Origin of the sequence: Thioclava sp. UBA3469, assembly GCF_002378135.1 — a bacterium.
GTDB classification, from domain to species: Bacteria; Pseudomonadota; Alphaproteobacteria; order Rhodobacterales; family Rhodobacteraceae; genus Thioclava; species Thioclava sediminum.
In genome coordinates this window covers 1-17954 of the sequence record NZ_DFRG01000243.1, presented here as the reverse complement: position 1 = coordinate 17954, position 17954 = coordinate 1, and the positions used below count along the sequence as shown (strand labels likewise).

The window sequence follows — 17954 nt, the reverse complement described above, 5'->3', positions numbered from 1 at the left end:
CTCGGCCACCACCACATCGGAGACTTCCTTATGCAGTGCAGAACGGATCTCGCCCAGGACGCGCGGCGCCGCAACGATCACCAGCCGCTCGATCCGGCCCTTATGGACCATCTTGTAGAGTCGCTCGGCCAGATCGTCGGCGAAGCGCATCTTCGCCAGCTCGTGCCAGTCGGTCTCCTGGAAGGCCGAGCGATGGCCGGGACCGTCATCGGCCATACGTCCGGGGCTGTCGGTGCCCTGCTCGTGATCCGGCGGGTTCTCCTGCTCGTCGATGCGGCGCACGACGAGGTTGGGATCCTGCTCGTCCATCATGTTTTCAAGAAACAGCGCCTTCTCGCCATCCGCGATCACAACCCAGGTGCCTTTGGAAAGCTTGGTCATCACATCTTCTCCTTTTCACCGCTGTCGCGCTCGTCACCGCCCAACGGACGGGTCGCGCCTGCCGAAGTCTCATCCAGGCGTTTCTTCTCGTCGCGGGTGCCGACCTTGCGATTGAGGTTCCCGCCCGAGCTGCCTTGTCCTTCCGGCGTCTCGATATTCTCGGGCTTCTCGCCGAGGACCTCTTCGGTTTCGCGCTTGCCGTCTTTCGAACGAATACGCTCTGCCATCACATCCTCCTCTTGGTTTCTGGTAGCTGTCAAGAAAACCGATTTCGCAGGGGTGCGGTTCCTGCTTTGCAGGCTTTCCGTTCCGGCAATCATCACGGGTAAAAAACGAAAAAGGGCGCCCCGCAGGACGCCCTTCAAATTCGTTTCGCGCGCGGAAATTACATGCGCGACGCGACGTTTTCCCAGTTCACCAGCTTGTCGAGGAAGTTCGACAGGTAGGCCGGGCGCTTGTTGCGGAAGTCGATGTAGTAGGAGTGCTCCCACACGTCGCAGCCCAGAAGCGCGGTCTGGCCGAAGCACAGCGGGTTCACGCCGTTCTCGGTCTTGGTCACTTTCAGCGACCCGTCGGTGTCCTTCACCAGCCATGCCCAGCCCGAGCCGAACTGGCCCGCGCCTGCGGCGGCGAAGTCTTCCTTGAACTTGTCGACCGAGCCGAAGCTTTCGGTCAGCGCCTTTTCCAGCTCGCTCGGCATCGCCGAGTTGCCCGGCCCCATCATTTCCCAGAACTGGGTGTGGTTCCAATGCTGCGAGGCGTTGTTGAAGACGCCGCTCTGCGCAACCGCGTTCGGCTGGTAGGTGCCCTTCACGATCTCTTCGACCGACTTGCCTTCCCATTCGGTACCGGCAATCGCCTTGTTGCCGTTATCGACATAGGCCTTGTGGTGAATGTCGTGGTGGTATTCGAGGGTTTCCTTCGACATGCCGAGATCCGCGAGTGCGTCGTGGGCATAGGGAAGATCGGGAAGTTCAAAAGCCATGATGTCCTCTCATTAGTTCGAAGGTACGTGTGTCAAACACTAAAGAAGCGCTGGAGGTTCCGAGGTCAAGCCGTTTCCGGCCCGAAAATCCGAGAGATGCGCTCAGGTTTTTCGCCTCAGCGAGAGGGCGATCCCGCCGATCACCAGCGCCGCGGCCAGCCAGAAGCGTGCCGAAGGCGTCTCCGCGAGCAAAACCGCCCCGCCCAGCGCCGCGATCAAGGGCACGGAGAGTTGAGCGATGGCAGCGAGGCTCGCGGGGATTTGCGGTATTACGCGATACCACAGCGCATAGCCCAGCCCCGAGGTCACCGCGCCCGAAAGGATCGCAGGCGTCCAGCCCCAGCTTGCCCCCTGCCCCCAATCGCCCGCGCCCAGCATCCAGATCAGCGCCAGCGGCGTGGCGAGTGCGAAATTGAGCGCGGTCGCGACCAGCGGATCGGTCGCGCGTCGTCCGTTGAGCGAATAGAGCCCCCAGCCGATCCCGGCGAGCGCCATCATCGCAAATCCGCGCGGGTCGATATGGGCGGCTCCCGAGGCGGGCAGCAGCAGGACAGCCAGACCCGCGAAGGCGAGCCCCGCCCCGATCCAGCGCCAGAGCGAGATCGCCTCGCGAAGCCACAGGGCGCCCGCGAACATGGTGATCTGCACCATCCCGAACAGCGTCAGCGCGCCGACGCCCGCGTCGATCAGCCCGCTCGCGATGGAAAACCCGAAGATATAGAGCGCAAGCGTCGCGACCCCGGCCCCCAGCACCGCGCCCGGCAGCCGCAGCCCGCGCGCGCCCTTCGCCCGGATCGCGAGGATCAGCAGCACCAGCGCGCCCGAGGCGAGGCGCACGAAGCCCGTCGCAGCAGGCCCCCAGCCCGCATCATGCACCGCCATCCGGTTGAGCACCGAATTGGCCGCGAAGGCGACCATGACGAGGGCGGTGAGAGCGAAAAGGCGCATGCTCAAGTCATCGCCGCGCCACGCAGCGCTGTCCAGCCCGACCTTTGGCCGACGCGAAAACAATGGCTTCGACGCCCGGCCCTATACATCGCGGGACCGTTGCCGCACGATGCTATTGCTAGGGATTGACATAGAGGAGCCGGATCATGGCGAAGAAAGCGAAGCTCAAGGAGCTGAAACAGGAAGTGAAGACGCGCAAGGCCAAGGTCGAGCGTCAGGAAAAGAAGCTGAAAGAGGCGAAGAAGGCGCTCAAGAAAGCTTCGTAACCCCGCGCTCGGGATCGGGCGCAATGAAAAAAGGCCCGGATCGCTTAGATCCGGGCCTTTTTCATGTCTCGGGCGAACCGTGGATCAGTCGCGGGTGTACATACCCTCGTAGATCGGGACGAGCGTGTCGGTCTCGAAGAGCGACGACACGGACGTGCCCGACCAGGTGTTGAGTATCGCCTGCGCGAACATCGGTGCGGTCGGCACGATGCGGATGTTCGGGCAGGCTTTCACGGCGTCGGTCGGCTCGATCGAGTCGGTGATGACCAGCGATTTCAGCGCCGAATTGGTCACGCGCTCGACCGCCGGGCCCGACAGGACGCCGTGGGAGATATAGGCGTGAACTTCGGTCGCGCCGTGCTCCATCAGCAGATCTGCGGCCTTGCACAGCGTGCCTGCCGTGTCGACCATATCGTCGACGATGATGCATTTCTGGCCCTTCACGTCACCGATCACGGTCATGCCGGCCACTTCGCCCGCCTTCTCGCGGCGCTTGTCGACGATGGAGAGCGGCGCGTCGATCCGCTTGGCCAGCTCACGCGCGCGGGCCACGCCGCCGACGTCGGGCGAGACGACCATGATATCGTCGGTCTGGCCTTTGAAGTTGTGCAGGATATCGAGCGCGAAGACCGGCGAGGCGTAGAGGTTGTCCACCGGAATGTCGAAGAAGCCCTGGATCTGGGCTGCGTGCAGGTCGAGCGTCAGGATGCGGTCGACGCCGGCTTCGGTCAGCAGGTTCGCGACCAGCTTGGCCGAAATCGGCGTGCGGGCCTTGGTGCGGCGATCCTGACGGGCATAGCCGAAATAGGGGATCACGGCGGTGATGCGATCGGCCGAGGAGCGTTTGAGCGCATCGGTGATGATCAGCAGCTCCATCAGGTTGTCGTTGGCCGGGTTCGAGGTCGGCTGGATAATGAACATGTCCTCGCCGCGGACGTTCTCGAAAACCTCGACGAAGATCTCGCCATCGTTGAAACGCTCGACCCGCGCATCCACCAAACCGACGGACATGCCGCGATGCATCGACATGCGCCGCGCGATGGATTGCGCGAGCGGTTTGTTGGAATTTCCGGAGATGAGCTTCGGTTCAGTGACGACGGACATGGGCCAGTTCCTTCGTGACGCCGGTCAGTGCCGGCGGGATTCGCTTGATTGCGCCTGCCTTAGCACCGGGGTAGCGTGGCGGCAATTTCGACTGTCAAGAAAGTGTTATGAATGGCACGCATCGACTACTATTTCGGCACGTTCAGCCCCTGGGCCTACCTTGGCGGCCCGCGATTCGAAGAGATCGCGGCGCGTCATGGCGCTGAAGTCACCTATAAGCCGCTCGACCTTCTGGGCCTGTTCGACCGCACCGGCGGGGTGCGCCCGGCGCAGCGCCACCAGAGCCGGATGGAATACCGGATGCAGGAGCTCAAGCGCTGGTCGAAGCGGCTCGGGATGGAGATGAACACCACCCCGCCCGGCTATCCGCCGAACCCCGCGCCCTCCTCTTACGCGATCATCGCGGCGCAAAAAGCCGGTGGCGGCGACGTGGGCGGTCTGGTCAACGCGATCCTGCGTGCCTGCTGGGCCGAGGATAAGGATATCGCCTCGGACGAGGTGATCCGTGAAGCGCTCGAGGCCAATGGCTTTGATGGCAATCTCGCGACCACCGGCCTCTTCGATGGCGCGGTCACCTATGAGAAGAACCTCGAGGACGCGGTCGAGGCCGGTGTCTTCGGCTCGCCCTTCTATATCGTGACCGATACCGACGAGCGGTTCTGGGGTCAGGACCATCTGGAGCTGCTCGACGACTATCTGGGGACGCTCTGAATGCCGCGTGATCAACGACAAGGGGCGGAAGTGTTCTGGCAAAGCTTCGGTCAGGGCGAGCGTCCCGCCATCGCGATCCATTGCACCTTGGGCAGTTCGAACCTCTGGGCGAAGGCGCTGATACCGCTGGGCCAGCAGATCCACGCCGTCGCCTTCGATCAGCCGAGCCACGGGCAATCCGCACCGTGGCGCGGCGATGCGAGCGAGCCGGGCGGTTTTCAGACGCAGGTGACGCGCATCGCGGCCAGCTTCATCGAGCGCCCCGTGGACCTGATCGGACATAGCTTCGGCGCCTCGGTCGCGCTGCGCATCGCGGTGGGCGCCCCCGAGGCCGTCCGCTCGCTGACCTTGATCGAGCCGGTGCTGTTCGCCGCCCTCCCCGAGAACGACCCGGACTGGCAGGACCTGCGCGCCAAGCAGGATCACTTCGAGCAATTGATGGAAGCGGGCGACTATGAACCAGCGGCGCGCGGCTTCATGCGCGACTGGGGCACCGGCCAGCCGTGGGACAGCTATTCCGAGACGCAGCGCGAGCGTTTCACCGCCTGCATGCCGATGGTCGAGAACATCAGCCGCGCCAATTTCGAAGATCCGGCACGGATCGCGCGGCCCGACGGGATCGAGCAGATCGACGCGCCCGCGATGATCATCCATGGCGACCGCTCGCCCGCGACGATGCCGAAAGTGGCCGAGGCGATTGCCGCGCGTCTTCCGGACGTGGGCGTCGCCTGCGTCGAGGGTGCGGGCCATATGCTGCCCGCCACCCATCCCGAGCAATGCGCGAGCCTGATCGCCGCCAATCTGGAACGTAGCTGACCTTATGGCCAAGCAATCCGCGATCTTCCGCTGTGCCGAATGCGGCGCGACGCACGCCAAATGGTCCGGGCGTTGCGACGCCTGCGGCGCATGGAACTCGATCCACGAGGAAGCGCCGATCTCGACCACGCCCGGCTCGGGGATGAAGGGCGCGAAGGGCAAGGTGATCCCGCTCACCGCGCTCGACACGAAGGAAACCCCGCCGGCCCGTGTGAAATCGGGCATGGAGGAGTTGGACCGGGTCTTGGGCGGCGGTCTCGTGGCGGCCTCTGCCGTTCTGGTCGGCGGCGATCCCGGCATCGGGAAATCGACGCTTCTGCTGCAAGCGACGGCGAGCTTCGCTCGCAAGGGCGTGAAGGCGCTCTATATCTCAGGGGAGGAAGCGGCGAGCCAGGTGCGGATGCGCGCGCAACGGCTTGGCCTTGCCGATGCTCCGGTCGGTCTGGGCGCGGAAACCTCTCTGCGCGACATCCTGACGACGCTGGAAACCGAACGCCCCGACCTCGTCATCATCGATTCGATCCAGACCATGTGGTCGGACAATGTCGACAGCGCGCCGGGATCGGTGAGCCAGTTGCGCGCCGCCGCACACGAATTGGTGAGCTTCGCCAAAAAGCGCGGCACCGCCGTCATCTTGGTCGGCCACGTCACCAAGGAAGGCCAGATCGCGGGCCCGCGCGTAATCGAGCATATGGTCGACACGGTGCTCTATTTCGAAGGCGAGCGCGGTCACCAGTTCCGCATCCTGCGCGCGGTGAAGAACCGCTTCGGCCCGGCTTCCGAGATCGGCGTCTTCGAGATGACCGGTGCGGGTCTGGCCGAGGTCGCCAACCCCTCGGCACTGTTCCTGTCCGAGCGCGGTCAGCCCGCACCGGGCTCGGCGGTTTTCGCAGGAATCGAAGGCACGCGGCCTGTGCTGACAGAGATTCAGGCGCTGGTTGCGCCGTCCACGCTCGCCTCGCCGCGGCGCACCGTGGTCGGGCTCGACAGCGGACGGATATCGACCATTCTCGCGGTGCTGGAATCGCGCTGTGGCATCCCGTTTGCGGGGCTCGACGTGTTCCTCAATGTGGCGGGCGGCATGAAAGTGGTGGAGCCAGCAGCGGACCTCGCCGCCGCTGCCGCGCTTCTCAGCGCGCGCGAAGATGTGGCACTGCCTGCAGACATGGTGATTTTCGGGGAAATCAGCCTGTCAGGCGCTCTGCGTCCCGTGGGTCAAGCGGAAAACAGGTTGAAAGAAGCGGCGAAACTTGGTTTTTCACAAGCGATCGCACCCTCGGGAACGAAAGCCGAAGGGTCGAGCGGGATGGCGCTGCGCAAGCTGGGCGATCTCGTGACATTTACCGGGGAGATGTTCGGCGCCGGTTAACGCCGAGAACACAGGAGCGCAAATGGACGGGTTCACCATTGTCGATGCCATCGTGGCGGTCGTCATCATTCTTTCGGCGATCCTCGCCTATTCGCGTGGCTTCGTGCGCGAGGCGCTGGCCATCGTCGGCTGGATCGCAGCGGCGATCGTCGCCTATATCTTCGCCAACGAGGCACGCCCTCTGGTGCAGCAGATCCCCGGCCTCGACAAGTTCATCGGCCAAAGCTGCGAGCTGGGCATGATCGGCGGTTTCGCGGTGGTCTTCGCCGTCGCACTGGTCGTGTTCTCGATCCTCACGCCGCTCTTCGCCTCGGCCGTGCAGCGCTCGGCGCTTGGCGGGATCGACCAGGGTCTGGGCTTCCTGTTCGGCGTGCTGCGCGGTGTGGTCCTCGTGGCGGTGGCCTTCGTGGTCTATGACCGCGTGATGAGCAACGACCCCGTGCCGGTGGTCGACGACTCGCGTTCGGCCAAAGTGTTCTCGCGCGCCTCGGGCCAACTCGACGAATCGATGCCCGCCGATGCACCCGGCTGGATCGTGCAGCGTTACGAACAACTTGTGGCCGCCTGCCCCGCTCCTCCCGGCGCGGATGCCCCGGCCCGGACGGACGAACTGCCTCCGGCGACCGAGAATTGATGTCAGTCACATGACGGTTTTACAGGCGCGAGGGGTTAACACCTCTCGCGTTTGTCTATAAATGGGCCAAAGCGCCCTCCCCTAGCGTCATACGGAGCTGATGCCATGTCCTGCCCCGCCGCCCAGAAGACCCACTACGCCCACCCTTTCGACGACGACAAGCTCAAGGAAGAATGCGGCGTCTTCGGTGTTGTCGGCATTTCCGACGCCGCGAATTTCGTGGCCCTCGGTCTTCACGCCCTCCAACACCGCGGTCAGGAAGCGGGCGGCATCGTCGCCCATGACGCCGCCACCGGTTTCAACTCGGCCCACCGTTTCGGCTATGTCCGCGACAACTTCACCAAGTCGAGCCTGATGGAAACGCTGCCGGGCGATGTCGCCATCGGCCATGTGCGCTACTCCACCGCCGGCTCCAAAGGTGCGGTGATCCGCGACATCCAGCCCTTCTTCGGCGAGTTCTCGATGGGCGGCTGCGCGGTCGCCCATAACGGCAACCTGACCAATGCCGACGCGCTGCGCCGCGAACTGATCGAGCGCGGCGCGATCTTCCAGTCGTCGTCCGACAGCGAATGCATCATCCACCTGATGGCGCGCTCGATCCAGCGCAAGCATGCCGACCGGATCGCCGATGCGCTGCGCCGCGTGGAAGGCGCCTTCTCGATCGTCGCGATGACGCGGACCAAGCTGATCGGTGTGCGCGACCCGCTGGGCGTGCGTCCGCTGGTGCTGGGCAAGCTGGGCGAGCATGGCTATGTGCTGAGCTCGGAGACCTGCGCGCTCGACATCATCGGCGCGGACTTCGTCCGTGAGATCGATCCGGGCGAGATGGTCGTCATTCAGGACGGCCATGTCGAGAGTTCGCGCCCCTTCGGCCCCTCCACCGGTCGCTTCTGCATCTTCGAGCATGTCTATTTCTCGCGCCCCGACAGCATGATCGGTGGCCGCTCGGTCTACGAGACCCGCCGCGCGATCGGCGTCGAGCTGGCCCGCGAAGCCCCAGTCGAGGCCGATCTGGTCTGCCCGGTGCCCGACAGCGGCACACCGGCGGCGATCGGCTATAGCCAGGAAAGCGGAATCCCCTTCGCGCTCGGGATCACGCGCAACCAGTATATGGGCCGCACCTTCATCGAGCCGACCGAGCAGATCCGCAACATGGGCGTGCGCCTCAAGCTCAACGTCAACAAGTCGCTCATTCGCGGCAAGCGGGTGGTCCTTGTCGACGACTCCGTCGTCCGCGGCACCACCTCGCGCAAGATCAAGGATATGATCCTCGATGCGGGTGCGAAATCGGTGCATTTCCGGATCGCCTCGCCGCCGACCGCATGGCCGTGCTTCTACGGCGTCGACACGCCCAACCGCGACAAGCTGTTGGCAGCACAGATGACCGAAGAAGAGATGCGCGACTGGGTTGGCGTGGACAGCCTGAAATTCATCTCTCTCGACGGGCTGTATCGCGCCGTGGGCGAGGCCGAGGGCCGCGACAATTCCTGTCCGCAATATTGCGACGCCTGCTTCTCGGGCGAGTATCCGATCACGCCGTCGGATCAGCTGGAAAAGGGTTTCGAGATGAAGGCGGCCGAGTAAGCGCGCGGCTTCAGGTTTCCCGGACGAACGAACAAGGGCCGCCGCGCTGATCCGCGTTGCGGCCCTTATTCTTGGCGGCAGGCCCTGAGCAGCGGTTGAACCTCGCCATCTTCGGCGATCCAGTCGAGCATCGCCTGCGCGCCGCGCGTCCACCAGACATAGCCGACTTCGCCCTCGCCATCCTCGGCATATTTCGCCCCATCGGCGGAGCGGATATGGCTCATCACAACCTGCCGCCCCTGTAGAAACACGACGACGCGCTGCGGATCGGTGTCGTTGAGATACGCCGCGTGCACTTCCGCGCCGCGCTCGCAATGATAGGTGGCGTTCACCACCGCCGGGGGCCCGTCGCCGACAATCGGATTGAGAGGCTCCAACCGCTCAACCGATCCGTCATCCGGGGCCGTGCCCTGCGCCGCGTCCTGCGCCGCGACCGGTCCCGCCAGCGCGACACTTGCGAGCGCCGCGCCAAACAGCGCCCGCCTCACGCGTCGTCCTCGACCCGGTCGGCAAGCGACTCCGCGCGCGCGGCGATCTCGGCCAGCGTTTCGGTCACTTCGGGCGGCACGATCGGCACTTCGACATGCGCAGGGTTCGACTGCAGCTCGTCGATCTTCGCCTGCAATTCGCCCAGACGGTTCATCGCGTCGCGCAGCTGATCCTCGATGCCCGCCGCCTTGTCGGCCAGCATCAGCCCCGACATCAGCAGCATCCGGTTCTCGGGCACCCGCCCGATCTGGCCCAGAAGCACCTGCGCCTCGCTGTCGAGCATCCCGGCAGCCGAGCGCAGGAAATGTTCTTCACCTTCTTGGCAGGCGACCTGAAAATCGCGGCCGCCGATGGAAATCGTCACCTCAGGCATCGGTCTCCTCCTCGCGGTTCGCCGCTTCGATGATCGGGTCGAGACCCGCGATGATCTGCTCCAGCTCGGCGCTCTCGCCGTCGCGCGCGGCGCGCAGGCTTTGCAGCTCGGCCATCAGCGCCTCCTCGGAGAAGGCCACGCCCTCGTCCATCAGCTTGCGATTGGCCGCGACCAGCGCCGCATTGGCTTGCTTGAGAGCTGCGACCTCTTTGAAGGCGGCTTCCTGTGCGCGGACGGCAGCGCCGTATTTGCGCTCCATCGCCCCCAGTGTGGTGTCCTGTTTCTCGCGGATCGCGCGGACGCGTTCGGAGAGTTGCGCGTTGGCTTCCTGCTCGGCGGCGAGCGCGGCTTTCAGCTCGGCCACTTCCGCCGGATCGGCAATAGCTTCGGGCGGCGCCTCGGGCACGGCGGGCAGCTCTGCCTCGGCAGGCGGTGCGGTCTCCGGCTCGGGCTGGTGCGTGGCATCCTGCGCCGCTTGCGCCTGCAATGCCTCGCGCTGCTTGAGCGCTTCGACCCCGCGCCCGATCCGCTCTAGCGCGAAAGCGATGCGGCGTTCGTATTCGGCTATGTCACTCATACGCGCCTCCTCGTCCTCATGTTTTTCGCTTGCCATGACCGAATCGCGGCCGACTGCGAGTTTCGTTAAGTCTAACCTTTTGCGACAGGGCAAGCCCACCCTTTTGCCTCAAGCACTTGTGGGCCGTGCTTGATCTTGGGCCGATCCCTGCTATCAGGGGCGCGGACCCATCCAACTGCTGCCCTGCGAAAGGACGTTTCATGGAAATCGAAGAGCTGCGCGCCGCCCATCCTGAGCATTGGAAACTTGCCTCCGCGATCCGCGCACTGGCGATGGATGCGGTACAGGCCGCAAATTCCGGTCACCCCGGCATGCCGATGGGCATGGCCGATGTGGCGACCGTTCTGTTCCAGAACCACCTGAAATTCGACGTGAAGAACCCGAAATGGGCTGACCGCGACCGGTTCATCCTGTCGGCGGGTCACGGCTCGATGCTGATCTACTCGCTGCTCTATCTCTGCGGCGACGAGCAGGTGACGCTCGACCAGATCAAGAACTTCCGCCAGTCGGGCGCGCTGACCGCCGGCCACCCCGAGAACTTCCTGCTCGACGCAGTGGAGACCACGACCGGCCCGCTCGGCCAGGGTCTCGCGACTTCGGTCGGCATGGCCATCGCCGAAGAGGCGCTGCGCGCCCAATGGGGCAAGAAGCTCGTCGATCACCGCACTTGGGTCATCGCAGGCGACGGCTGCCTGATGGAAGGCATCTCCCAGGAGGCCATCGGCCTTGCCGGGATGCAGGAACTGTCGAACCTGATCGTGCTGTGGGACAATAACGACATCACCATCGACGGTCGCGTGTCGATGTCCGACAAGACCGACCAGCGCAAGCGCTTCGAGGCGTCGGGCTGGACGGTCTTTGCCTGTGACGGCCACGATCCGGTTGCCATCGACGAGGTGCTGACCAAGGCGAAGAAAGCCAAGGGTCCGGTTCTGGTCGACTGCAAAACCATCATCGGCTTCGGCGCACCGACCAAGGCCGACAGCTACTCGGCCCACGGCTCGCCGCTGGGCGACGAGGAGATCGCACGCACCAAGGCGATCTACGGCTGGGATCACGGCCCGTTCGAAATCCCCGCCGACGTGAAGTCGCAATGGGAGGCCATCGGCACCCGCGGCGCGGCAGAGCGTGGCGAATGGGAAGAGCGCTTCGGCAAGCTTTCGGCCAACAAGCAGGCCGAGTTCACCCGCATCATGGAAGGCGGCGTCTCGAAGAAGCTCACCGGCGCGATCCGCAAGTTCAAGAAAGAGCAGGCCGAGGCCGCGCCGAAAGTCGCGACCCGCAAGGCGTCGGAGATGGTGCTGGGCGTGATCAACGCCGCCTGCCCCGAGACCATCGGCGGCTCAGCCGACCTCACCGGCTCGAACCTCACGAAGTCGAAGGACATGACGGTCTTCAATGCGGAGAACCGCAAGGGCCGCTACATCCATTACGGCATCCGCGAGCACGGCATGGCGGCTGCGATGAACGGCCAGTGGCTGCATGGTGGCGTGCGTCCCTATGGCGGCACGTTCTTCTGCTTCACCGACTACGCGCGCGGCGCGATGCGTCTGTCGGCGCTGATGAAAGTGCCGACCGTCTATGTCATGACCCATGACAGCATCGGTCTGGGCGAAGACGGCCCGACCCACCAGCCGGTCGAGCATCTGGCAATCTGCCGCGCGACGCCGAACACGCTGACCTTCCGCCCCGCCGATGTCATCGAGACCGCCGAGGCGTGGGAAATCGCGATGAACCAGGAGGGCACGCCCTCGGTTCTGGCGCTGTCGCGTCAGGGTCTGCCGACGCTGCGCACCGAGTACAAGCCGCAGAACCTCACCGCGCGCGGTGCCTATGTTCTGGCCGAGGCCGACGGCAAGCGTCAGGTGATCCTGATGGCGACCGGCTCGGAAGTGGAAATCGCGATCAAAGCCCGCGAACTGCTGCAGAAAGAAGCGATCGGCACCCGTGTCGTCTCGATGCCCTGCATGGAGCTGTTCGCCGAGCAGGACGAGGCCTACCGCAAGCGCGTGCTGCCGCCGAACTCGGTCCGTGTGGCCGTCGAGGCCGCCGTGCGCCAGCCGTGGGACCGTTGGCTTCTGGGCGAGCGTGGCCGCGAGGCGAAAGCCGGCTTCGTGGGCATGGAGGGCTTCGGCGCTTCCGCTCCCGCAGGCGAGCTTTACGAAAAGTTCGGGATCACCCCCGAGGCCGTGGCCGAGAAGGTCAAGAGCCTCCTCTGATGGCTCTGCCCGGCTTGAAAGCGACTGCGAGGGGGCCCGGCGTGGCCCCCTCTTCACATCCCGAGGGTGATCGTCCCGGGATGGGGATCGCGCTGATGCTTGGCGCGTTCTCGATGCTGACGCTGATGGACGCGTTCGCCAAGCTTCTCGGGCAAGGCTATCACCCGCTCCTGATCGTCTGGGCGCGCTTCGCGGTGAATGCCGCCGTGCTGGCCGTGATCTATCGCGGCAGCCTGCCGCGCCGCATCCGCAGTGCACAGCCGAAGTTCCAGCTGGGCCGGGCGCTGTTCCAGATGGGGGCGATCGTGTCGTTCTTCTACGCGCTGAAACATGTGCCGCTGGCCACCGCCACCGCGCTTGGCGATCTCAACCCGGTGATCGTGACGCTCGGCGCGGCGCTGTTTCTGGGCGAGCGGCTGGGCCCGCACCGTATTTTCGGCATTCTGGCGGCCTTCATCGGCGCGATGATCATCCTGCGTCCGGGCGTCGGCGGGCTGCATCCGGCGGCGTTTCTGGCGCTGCTGGCCGCGTTCAGCTTCGCGGGCGCGGTGCTGCTGACGCGCTACCTGCGCGGCGATAGCGCGGCCACCTCGCAGCTGTGGTCGGCGTTCACCGGGCTTGCGCTTTCCTCGCTCGCCCTGCCCTTCATCTGGCAGCCGATCGCGCTGTCCGATCTGTGGATTTTCCTCGGTCTCGGGCTGGCGGGCAGCCTGTCGCAATTCCTGCTCATCCGCGCCTTCGCACTGGCCGAAGCCTCGACGCTCGCGCCCTTCGGCTATTCGGGCCTGCTGTTCGCCTCGTTCTGGGGATGGCTGATGTTCGGCCAGTTTCCCGACGGGTTCACCATTGCCGGGGCGCTTGTGATCGTGGGGGCTGGCCTCTATGTCTGGTCGCGTGAGCGCCGTGCCGCGCGCCAAGCCAGAGCCTGACACCCGACACGATGAAGAACCGCGAACCCACCCTGTCCGACCGTGCCTCGAATGCCCTTTTCGTGGCGGTGATGCGGCTGGTCCAGCGCCTGCCCTACGAGCGGCGCATCCCGGCGGCGGGACGAATGGTGTCGCGGCTCGCCCCGATCCTCGGCTTCACCCGCAAGATCCGCGAGAACCTGCGTATCGCCTGCCCGGACCTCTCCGAGGACGAGATCAAGCGGCTGCAGCGCGAGATGCCCGACAATCTGGGCCGGATGCTGGCGGAGATTTACTCGGGCGAAGAATTCGTGGCGCGCGTCCGCGATCTGCCGATCGAAGGCCCCGGCGCCGAGACGCTGGAGGCCGCCCATCGCGAGGGTCGCCCCGTCGTCCTCGCGGCAGGCCATTTCGGCAATTACGACGCGTGGCGTGCAGCGCTTGCAGGCCGCGGCTACCGGGTCGGCGCGATCTACCGCCCGATGAACAACCCGCTCTTCAACGAGCAATATGTCTCGACCATCTCGGCCATCGCGGAGCCGCTGTTCTCGCGCTCGCGCCGGGGTCTGGGCGACATGATGAAATTCCTGCGCGACGGCGGGATGGTGGCCTTCGGCTTCGACCAGCACTTCAAGAAGGGCGCGGAGCTGAGCTTCTTCGGCCTGCCCGCCTTCACGCCCCTGTCGGCGGCGGAAATGGCGCTGAAGATGAAAGCCGATCTGGTTCCGATCTACGCGATCCGGCAGCCCGACGGGCTCAACTTCAAGATCTATGCCGACAAGCCCGTCCCGCACAGCACCCCCGAGGCGATGACGCAGACGCTCAATGACGGGCTGGAGGAGATGATCCTCAAGCATATGGAGCAATGGCTCTGGATCCACCGCCGCTGGAAGGTGAAGCGGGTATAGGAAAGGCGCGCGAGTTTCCCCGCGCGCCCTTTTGTCATCTCGCAAAGGCTCAGTTACCGCGCTGGATACGCTCCATCAGCGCACCGGTCTCCTCGGCCGGAAGCGCCGCGCGCAGCGCGAACCAGATCACCACCAGCGACCACACCGCGACGAGGCCCATGCCGCTCCAGAAGTTCAGCACATTGAGCGCGTGATCCGACGTACCGAGCGCCGTGATCACCCAAAGCCCGCCGAACCACAGCGCCAGCCAGCCGATATGGCCCCAGCCGAACTCGGAGGCGGATTTCTTCTGCAGGACGTGGAAGACCACCGCATAGACCGCGAAGCCCCCGAGCAGCATCCCGAACAGGATCGAGTCGGTGTAGAAACCCGTCCAGTAGATCACGAGGTTCGACGCGATAAAGGCCAGCGGCGCAAGGAACTCCGCCCCTTTCAGGCGGAAGGCGCGCTCGGCATCGGGTTGGCTGCGGCGCAGCACCATCAGGACGATCGGACCGAGGCCGTAGGTCAGAACCGTGATCGAGCTGATATAGCCCACCAGCAGCTGCCATGCCGGGAAGGGCAGCAGGAAGAACACGCCCACGGCCCACATCACCGCAACCGCCAGCCACGGAACGCCGTGGCGGGTCGTATGGGTGAGCGCGCTCGGCCCGCTCTCGGTGTCGCCCACCGCATAGAGGATACGCGAGCCGCCGGTGACGTAGATCAGCCCCGTCCCGCCGGGAGAGACATAGGCATCGACGTAAAGGAGCAGCGCCAGCCATCCCATGCCCAGCGTCGCCGCGAGACCGGCGAAGGGACCAGCAGAGCCTTTGAAGCTCAACGACGACCAGCCATTCGCCAGATCGCCCTGCGAGAGCGCCATGATGAAGGCCACCTGCAGCAGGATATAAACGATCGCGGCGAGAATGACCGAGCCGATGACCGCCATCGGGATATTGCGGCCCGGATTGGCGCTCTCGCCGCCCAGGTCGATCGCGGTGCGGAAGCCAAGGAAGGAGAACACGATCCCTGCGGCGGGAATGGCGGTGAACATGCCCTGCGCCTTGTAGGTGCCCGGTGCCGCATGCCAGACGCCCCAATGGGACGAGGCCGCGATCAGCCCGACCACGGTGATCAGCGGCACGGCGATCTTCCACCATGTCACGGTGTTGTTCACCTTCAACAGCGCCTTGATGGCGAGCAGGTTCAGCAGCGCCAGCACGCTCAGGAGCAGCGCGGAGGTGATGAAGCCCACCAGCGTCAGCGTGCCCGACCCGTCCCCGCGCAGGAAATACGGCAGGTAGTTATTGGCATAGGTGACGATCCCCTCGGCCTCGACCGCAGGCACCGGCGCATAGCTGAGAAACAACATCCAGCCCCAGAGCCGGCCCAGCGTCGCGCCGTGGCTCGCATGGCTCATATGGACGAGCGCGCCGGATTTGGAGAACATCGTGGAGAGTTCGGCAAAGCACAGCGCGATCAGCATGATGATCGCGGCCCCGATCACCCAGGACCAGACCGAGAGCGGCCCTGCAATTTTCGAGGCGTGATAGGCCCCGAAGAGCCAGCCCGAGCCGATCATGGAGGTGGTGGAGGCAAAGAGCAGCCCGATGACCCCGGCGTCACGCCGCAGTTTGCCTCCTCCGGCCATCGTTTCTGTTGATGCCATTGGTTAATCCCCTGTTTCTTATTAATCACAAGGGTTCAACTAGGGCGCGATTTCGCCAACCGGAGCGATTACACGGGCTTGTGGCGGAACGCGATCACGCGTGAAATCTGCAGTCGGACTTAGCGCAGGAATTTCTGGGCAAGCTTCGCCATGCGTCCGCTCCGATAGGGCGGCATCAGCATCGCAAGCGGCGCGAACCGGTTCTCGAGCACAGGCTTGAGATGGGTGAAGGCCTCGAAGCCCCAATGGCCATGCGCCGCCCCGACACCCGAATTCCCGATCCCGCCGAAGGGCAGGTTCTGGTGCAGGTAATGGACCAGCGCGACATTGACGCCCACCGCGCCCGAACTGGTCGCGCGGCGCAACCGGTCGATCAGACCACGGTCGCGCTCGAAGATATAAAGGGCGAGCGGCTTCGGCCCGGCCTCGATCCGCGCCACCACATCCGCCGCATCGTCGAACGGAATGACCGGCAGAACGGGGCCGAAAATCTCCTCCTGCTCGACGCGCATCGACGGGTCGGTGCCCATCAGGACGGTGGGCGCGATATAGCGGCTCTCGGCCTCGCTGGTGGCTCCGGTCAGCGCCTTTGCGCCAGCGGATTGCGCGCTCTCGATCATACCCATCAGGCGGGTGAAATGATCCGGGTTGATGATCCGCGCGAGGTCGCGCGAGGCCGCCTGCGCCTCTTCCGTCTTGCCATACATCCGCGCGATCGCGGCTTTCAGCTCGGCCAGAAACGGAGCCTCGATCTGTTTGGCGACATAGACGTGATCGGGCGCGATGCAGGTCTGACCGGCATTCGCGAACTTGCCCCAGGCGATCATCCGCGCGGCCTTTTTCAGATCGGCGCCGGGGCCGACGATGACCGGGGATTTCCCGCCCAGTTCTAGCGTCACCGACGTCAGATGCTTCGCGGCCGCCGCCATCACGATCTTGCCCACGCGCGGCGAGCCGGTGAAGAAGATATGATCGAAGGGCTGGTCGAGCAGTTCCTGACTGACCTCGACCCCGCCCTGCACCACGCGCACGAGATCGGCGGGCAGCGCCTCCTCGACGATCTGCGCGATCACGGCAGCGCTGGCCGGGGCCAGCTCGGACGGTTTGACGATCGCGGCACAGCCCGCCGCGATGGCCGACACCAACGGCCCGAGCGACAGCGCCAGCGGGTAATTCCACGGCGCGATGATCAGCGCGGTGCCCTTCGGCTCGGGTACGATCCGCGCGCGGGTGCCCAGCATCGCGCGGGTCGGGCGCACCCGGCGGACCTTCGTCCACGTCTTCAGGTGGCGCAGCGCGTGCGAAATCTCTGCCTGAACGGGCAGGATCTCGCTCAGGCGAATTTCGGCCTCGGGCTTGGAGAAATCCTCCGCCAGCGCCGCGAGGATCTCCGCTTCGTAGTCATGGATCGCGCGCGAGAGCGCCTGCAGCGCCGCGCGCCGCTGCGCGGGATCGAAAGCCATGCGACGCTGCGGATTGCCCGCCGCGAGGTCGACGAAGATCTGCGCCGGGGTCTTGAAACTGCGGTGATCCATCGGGGCTCCTTTGCCGCGCATCTCAACGCGCGGGAGGGGAAATGGCAAGCGGCAGCGCGGCTTAGCGCGCGCGACGCAGCGGCAAGGACAGCACGAAGAGCACGGTCGAGGCCGCCACGATCGACGGACCGGCGGGCGTGTCGAACTGCAACGACCCCCAGAGCCCCAGCAGCACCGAGGCGATCCCCACCCCGGTCGCGCCTGCCGCCATCGCCTCGGGCCCGCGCGCGAATTGCCGCGCCGTGGCCGCCGGGATGATGAGCAGCGCCGCGATCAGCAGCGCGCCGACGATCTTGATCGCCACGGCCACGGTCAGCGCACGGTCGGCGGCAGAGATACCGGTGCTGACACCCTCCCGCGCTTCGATGCTGACGGTAAAGGCCGTCTCATGCCGGGAAGAGTTGTTCACCGCCATCATCGGCAGGCCAAGGTGATCGACCCGCTCCGCCGTCATCGGCAAGCAGATCAGCCCGCGCCCGTGGGTTGCCATGAAGTT

The 17954-nt window shown here is 65.2% G+C and carries 18 protein-coding genes and 2 pseudogenes; 8 read left to right on the top strand and 12 right to left on the bottom strand.

The window, feature by feature from the left end:
- The 5 genes from B3D39_RS17600 to B3D39_RS17580 form a co-directional block, all read right to left on the bottom strand.
- Window positions 1-381 (bottom strand): host attachment family protein (locus B3D39_RS17600; protein WP_286789926.1); only part of this gene is annotated, 381 nt, incomplete at its 3' end.
- Entirely contained in the window at window positions 381-608 is a 228-nt protein-coding gene (locus B3D39_RS17595) for a hypothetical protein (protein WP_078519600.1), read from the bottom strand. The genes B3D39_RS17600 and B3D39_RS17595, both read right to left, overlap by 1 nt.
- 158 nt (window positions 609-766) lie before the next feature.
- Window positions 767-1366 (bottom strand): superoxide dismutase, encoded by a 600-nt coding sequence (locus tag B3D39_RS17590; RefSeq protein ID WP_078546351.1) that lies wholly within the window; start codon window positions 1364-1366, stop codon window positions 767-769.
- Window positions 1367-1468: 102 nt separating this feature from the next.
- Window positions 1469-2314: a DMT family transporter gene (locus B3D39_RS17585; protein WP_274961863.1), complete on the bottom strand. Its 846-nt coding sequence runs from the start codon at window positions 2312-2314 to the stop codon at window positions 1469-1471.
- A 350-nt stretch (window positions 2315-2664) separates the two neighbouring features.
- On the bottom strand, window positions 2665-3684 hold the full coding sequence (locus B3D39_RS17580; RefSeq protein ID WP_078519603.1) for a ribose-phosphate pyrophosphokinase: 1020 nt from the start codon (window positions 3682-3684) through the stop codon (window positions 2665-2667).
- Window positions 3685-3795: 111 nt separating this feature from the next.
- Between B3D39_RS17580 and B3D39_RS17575 the strand changes: the two genes are divergently transcribed.
- The 5 genes from B3D39_RS17575 to purF all read left to right on the top strand — a co-directional run bounded on the left by B3D39_RS17575 (window position 3796) and on the right by purF (window position 8798).
- Window positions 3796-4395, top strand: coding sequence for a 2-hydroxychromene-2-carboxylate isomerase (locus B3D39_RS17575; RefSeq protein ID WP_274961862.1), 600 nt, complete (start codon window positions 3796-3798; stop codon window positions 4393-4395).
- Window positions 4396-5211: an alpha/beta fold hydrolase gene (locus B3D39_RS17570; protein WP_274961861.1), complete on the top strand. Its 816-nt coding sequence runs from the start codon at window positions 4396-4398 to the stop codon at window positions 5209-5211. It abuts the gene before it with no gap.
- Window positions 5212-5215: 4 nt separating this feature from the next.
- A complete protein-coding gene (radA, locus tag B3D39_RS17565) occupies window positions 5216-6580 on the top strand; it encodes a DNA repair protein RadA (RefSeq protein WP_078539678.1) in 1365 nt (454 codons plus the stop codon).
- A 22-nt stretch (window positions 6581-6602) separates the two neighbouring features.
- Window positions 6603-7214, top strand: a complete 612-nt coding sequence (locus B3D39_RS17560) for a CvpA family protein (RefSeq protein WP_078569415.1) — start codon at window positions 6603-6605, stop codon at window positions 7212-7214.
- A 105-nt stretch (window positions 7215-7319) separates the two neighbouring features.
- Window positions 7320-8798, top strand: coding sequence for an amidophosphoribosyltransferase (gene purF / locus B3D39_RS17555; RefSeq protein ID WP_274961860.1), 1479 nt, complete (start codon window positions 7320-7322; stop codon window positions 8796-8798).
- Window positions 8799-8863: 65 nt separating this feature from the next.
- Here purF and B3D39_RS17550 read toward each other — a convergent pair whose 3' ends face one another.
- The 3 genes from B3D39_RS17550 to B3D39_RS17540 are packed head-to-tail and all read right to left on the bottom strand — an operon-like array spanning window position 8864 to window position 10237.
- Window positions 8864-9286, bottom strand: coding sequence for an MliC family protein (locus tag B3D39_RS17550; RefSeq protein ID WP_274961859.1), 423 nt, complete (start codon window positions 9284-9286; stop codon window positions 8864-8866).
- Entirely contained in the window at window positions 9283-9660 is a 378-nt protein-coding gene (locus tag B3D39_RS17545; RefSeq protein ID WP_078569416.1) for a cell division protein ZapA, read from the bottom strand. The genes B3D39_RS17550 and B3D39_RS17545 overlap by 4 nt, the downstream gene beginning before the upstream one ends.
- Window positions 9653-10237: a hypothetical protein gene (locus tag B3D39_RS17540; protein WP_143594965.1), complete on the bottom strand. Its 585-nt coding sequence runs from the start codon at window positions 10235-10237 to the stop codon at window positions 9653-9655. Before B3D39_RS17540 ends, B3D39_RS17545 begins: the two co-directional genes overlap by 8 nt.
- Before the next feature lie 200 nt (window positions 10238-10437).
- Here B3D39_RS17540 and tkt point away from each other — a divergent pair, with 200 nt between their 5' ends.
- From tkt to B3D39_RS17525, 3 genes are read left to right on the top strand one after another with little or no spacing between them, the layout of a single operon-like run.
- Complete coding sequence (gene tkt / locus B3D39_RS17535; protein WP_274961858.1) at window positions 10438-12456, top strand: transketolase; 2019 nt, start codon at window positions 10438-10440, stop codon at window positions 12454-12456.
- Window positions 12457-12497: 41 nt separating this feature from the next.
- Window positions 12498-13385, top strand: coding sequence for a DMT family transporter (locus B3D39_RS17530; protein ID WP_274961857.1), 888 nt, complete (start codon window positions 12498-12500; stop codon window positions 13383-13385).
- Window positions 13386-13396: 11 nt separating this feature from the next.
- On the top strand, window positions 13397-14272 hold the full coding sequence (locus B3D39_RS17525) for a lysophospholipid acyltransferase family protein (protein ID WP_274961856.1): 876 nt from the start codon (window positions 13397-13399) through the stop codon (window positions 14270-14272).
- 49 nt (window positions 14273-14321) lie between these two features.
- Here the strand turns inward: B3D39_RS17525 and B3D39_RS17520 are convergent, their stop codons facing one another.
- From B3D39_RS17520 to B3D39_RS20685, 4 genes and pseudogenes are all read right to left on the bottom strand, one after another.
- Window positions 14322-15923 (bottom strand): APC family permease, encoded by a 1602-nt coding sequence (locus B3D39_RS17520; protein WP_274961855.1) that lies wholly within the window; start codon window positions 15921-15923, stop codon window positions 14322-14324.
- Window positions 15924-16042: 119 nt separating this feature from the next.
- Window positions 16043-17458, bottom strand: coding sequence for an aldehyde dehydrogenase family protein (locus B3D39_RS17515; protein WP_274961854.1), 1416 nt, complete (start codon window positions 17456-17458; stop codon window positions 16043-16045).
- 61 nt (window positions 17459-17519) lie between these two features.
- Window positions 17520-17717: pseudogene (locus B3D39_RS20690) on the bottom strand (metal ABC transporter permease); the annotation flags it as partial.
- A gap of 36 nt (window positions 17718-17753) precedes the next feature.
- Window positions 17754-17954: pseudogene (locus B3D39_RS20685) on the bottom strand (3,4-dihydroxy-2-butanone-4-phosphate synthase); the annotation flags it as partial.

Coding starts and splice junctions, on each gene's coding strand:
- tkt (WP_274961858.1), top strand. CDS start 10,438: ATGGAAATCGAAGAGCTGCGCGCCGCCCATCCTGAGCATTGGAAACTT.
- B3D39_RS17585 (WP_274961863.1), bottom strand. CDS start 2,314: ATGCGCCTTTTCGCTCTCACCGCCCTCGTCATGGTCGCCTTCGCGGCC.
- B3D39_RS17590 (WP_078546351.1), bottom strand. CDS start 1,366: ATGGCTTTTGAACTTCCCGATCTTCCCTATGCCCACGACGCACTCGCG.
- purF (WP_274961860.1), top strand. CDS start 7,320: ATGTCCTGCCCCGCCGCCCAGAAGACCCACTACGCCCACCCTTTCGAC.
- B3D39_RS17545 (WP_078569416.1), bottom strand. CDS start 9,660: ATGCCTGAGGTGACGATTTCCATCGGCGGCCGCGATTTTCAGGTCGCC.
- B3D39_RS17575 (WP_274961862.1), top strand. CDS start 3,796: ATGGCACGCATCGACTACTATTTCGGCACGTTCAGCCCCTGGGCCTAC.
- B3D39_RS17515 (WP_274961854.1), bottom strand. CDS start 17,458: ATGGATCACCGCAGTTTCAAGACCCCGGCGCAGATCTTCGTCGACCTC.
- B3D39_RS17520 (WP_274961855.1), bottom strand. CDS start 15,923: ATGGCATCAACAGAAACGATGGCCGGAGGAGGCAAACTGCGGCGTGAC.
- B3D39_RS17525 (WP_274961856.1), top strand. CDS start 13,397: ATGAAGAACCGCGAACCCACCCTGTCCGACCGTGCCTCGAATGCCCTT.
- radA (WP_078539678.1), top strand. CDS start 5,216: ATGGCCAAGCAATCCGCGATCTTCCGCTGTGCCGAATGCGGCGCGACG.
- B3D39_RS17595 (WP_078519600.1), bottom strand. CDS start 608: ATGGCAGAGCGTATTCGTTCGAAAGACGGCAAGCGCGAAACCGAAGAG.
- B3D39_RS17540 (WP_143594965.1), bottom strand. CDS start 10,237: ATGAGTGACATAGCCGAATACGAACGCCGCATCGCTTTCGCGCTAGAG.
- B3D39_RS17560 (WP_078569415.1), top strand. CDS start 6,603: ATGGACGGGTTCACCATTGTCGATGCCATCGTGGCGGTCGTCATCATT.
- B3D39_RS17570 (WP_274961861.1), top strand. CDS start 4,396: ATGCCGCGTGATCAACGACAAGGGGCGGAAGTGTTCTGGCAAAGCTTC.
- B3D39_RS17580 (WP_078519603.1), bottom strand. CDS start 3,684: ATGTCCGTCGTCACTGAACCGAAGCTCATCTCCGGAAATTCCAACAAA.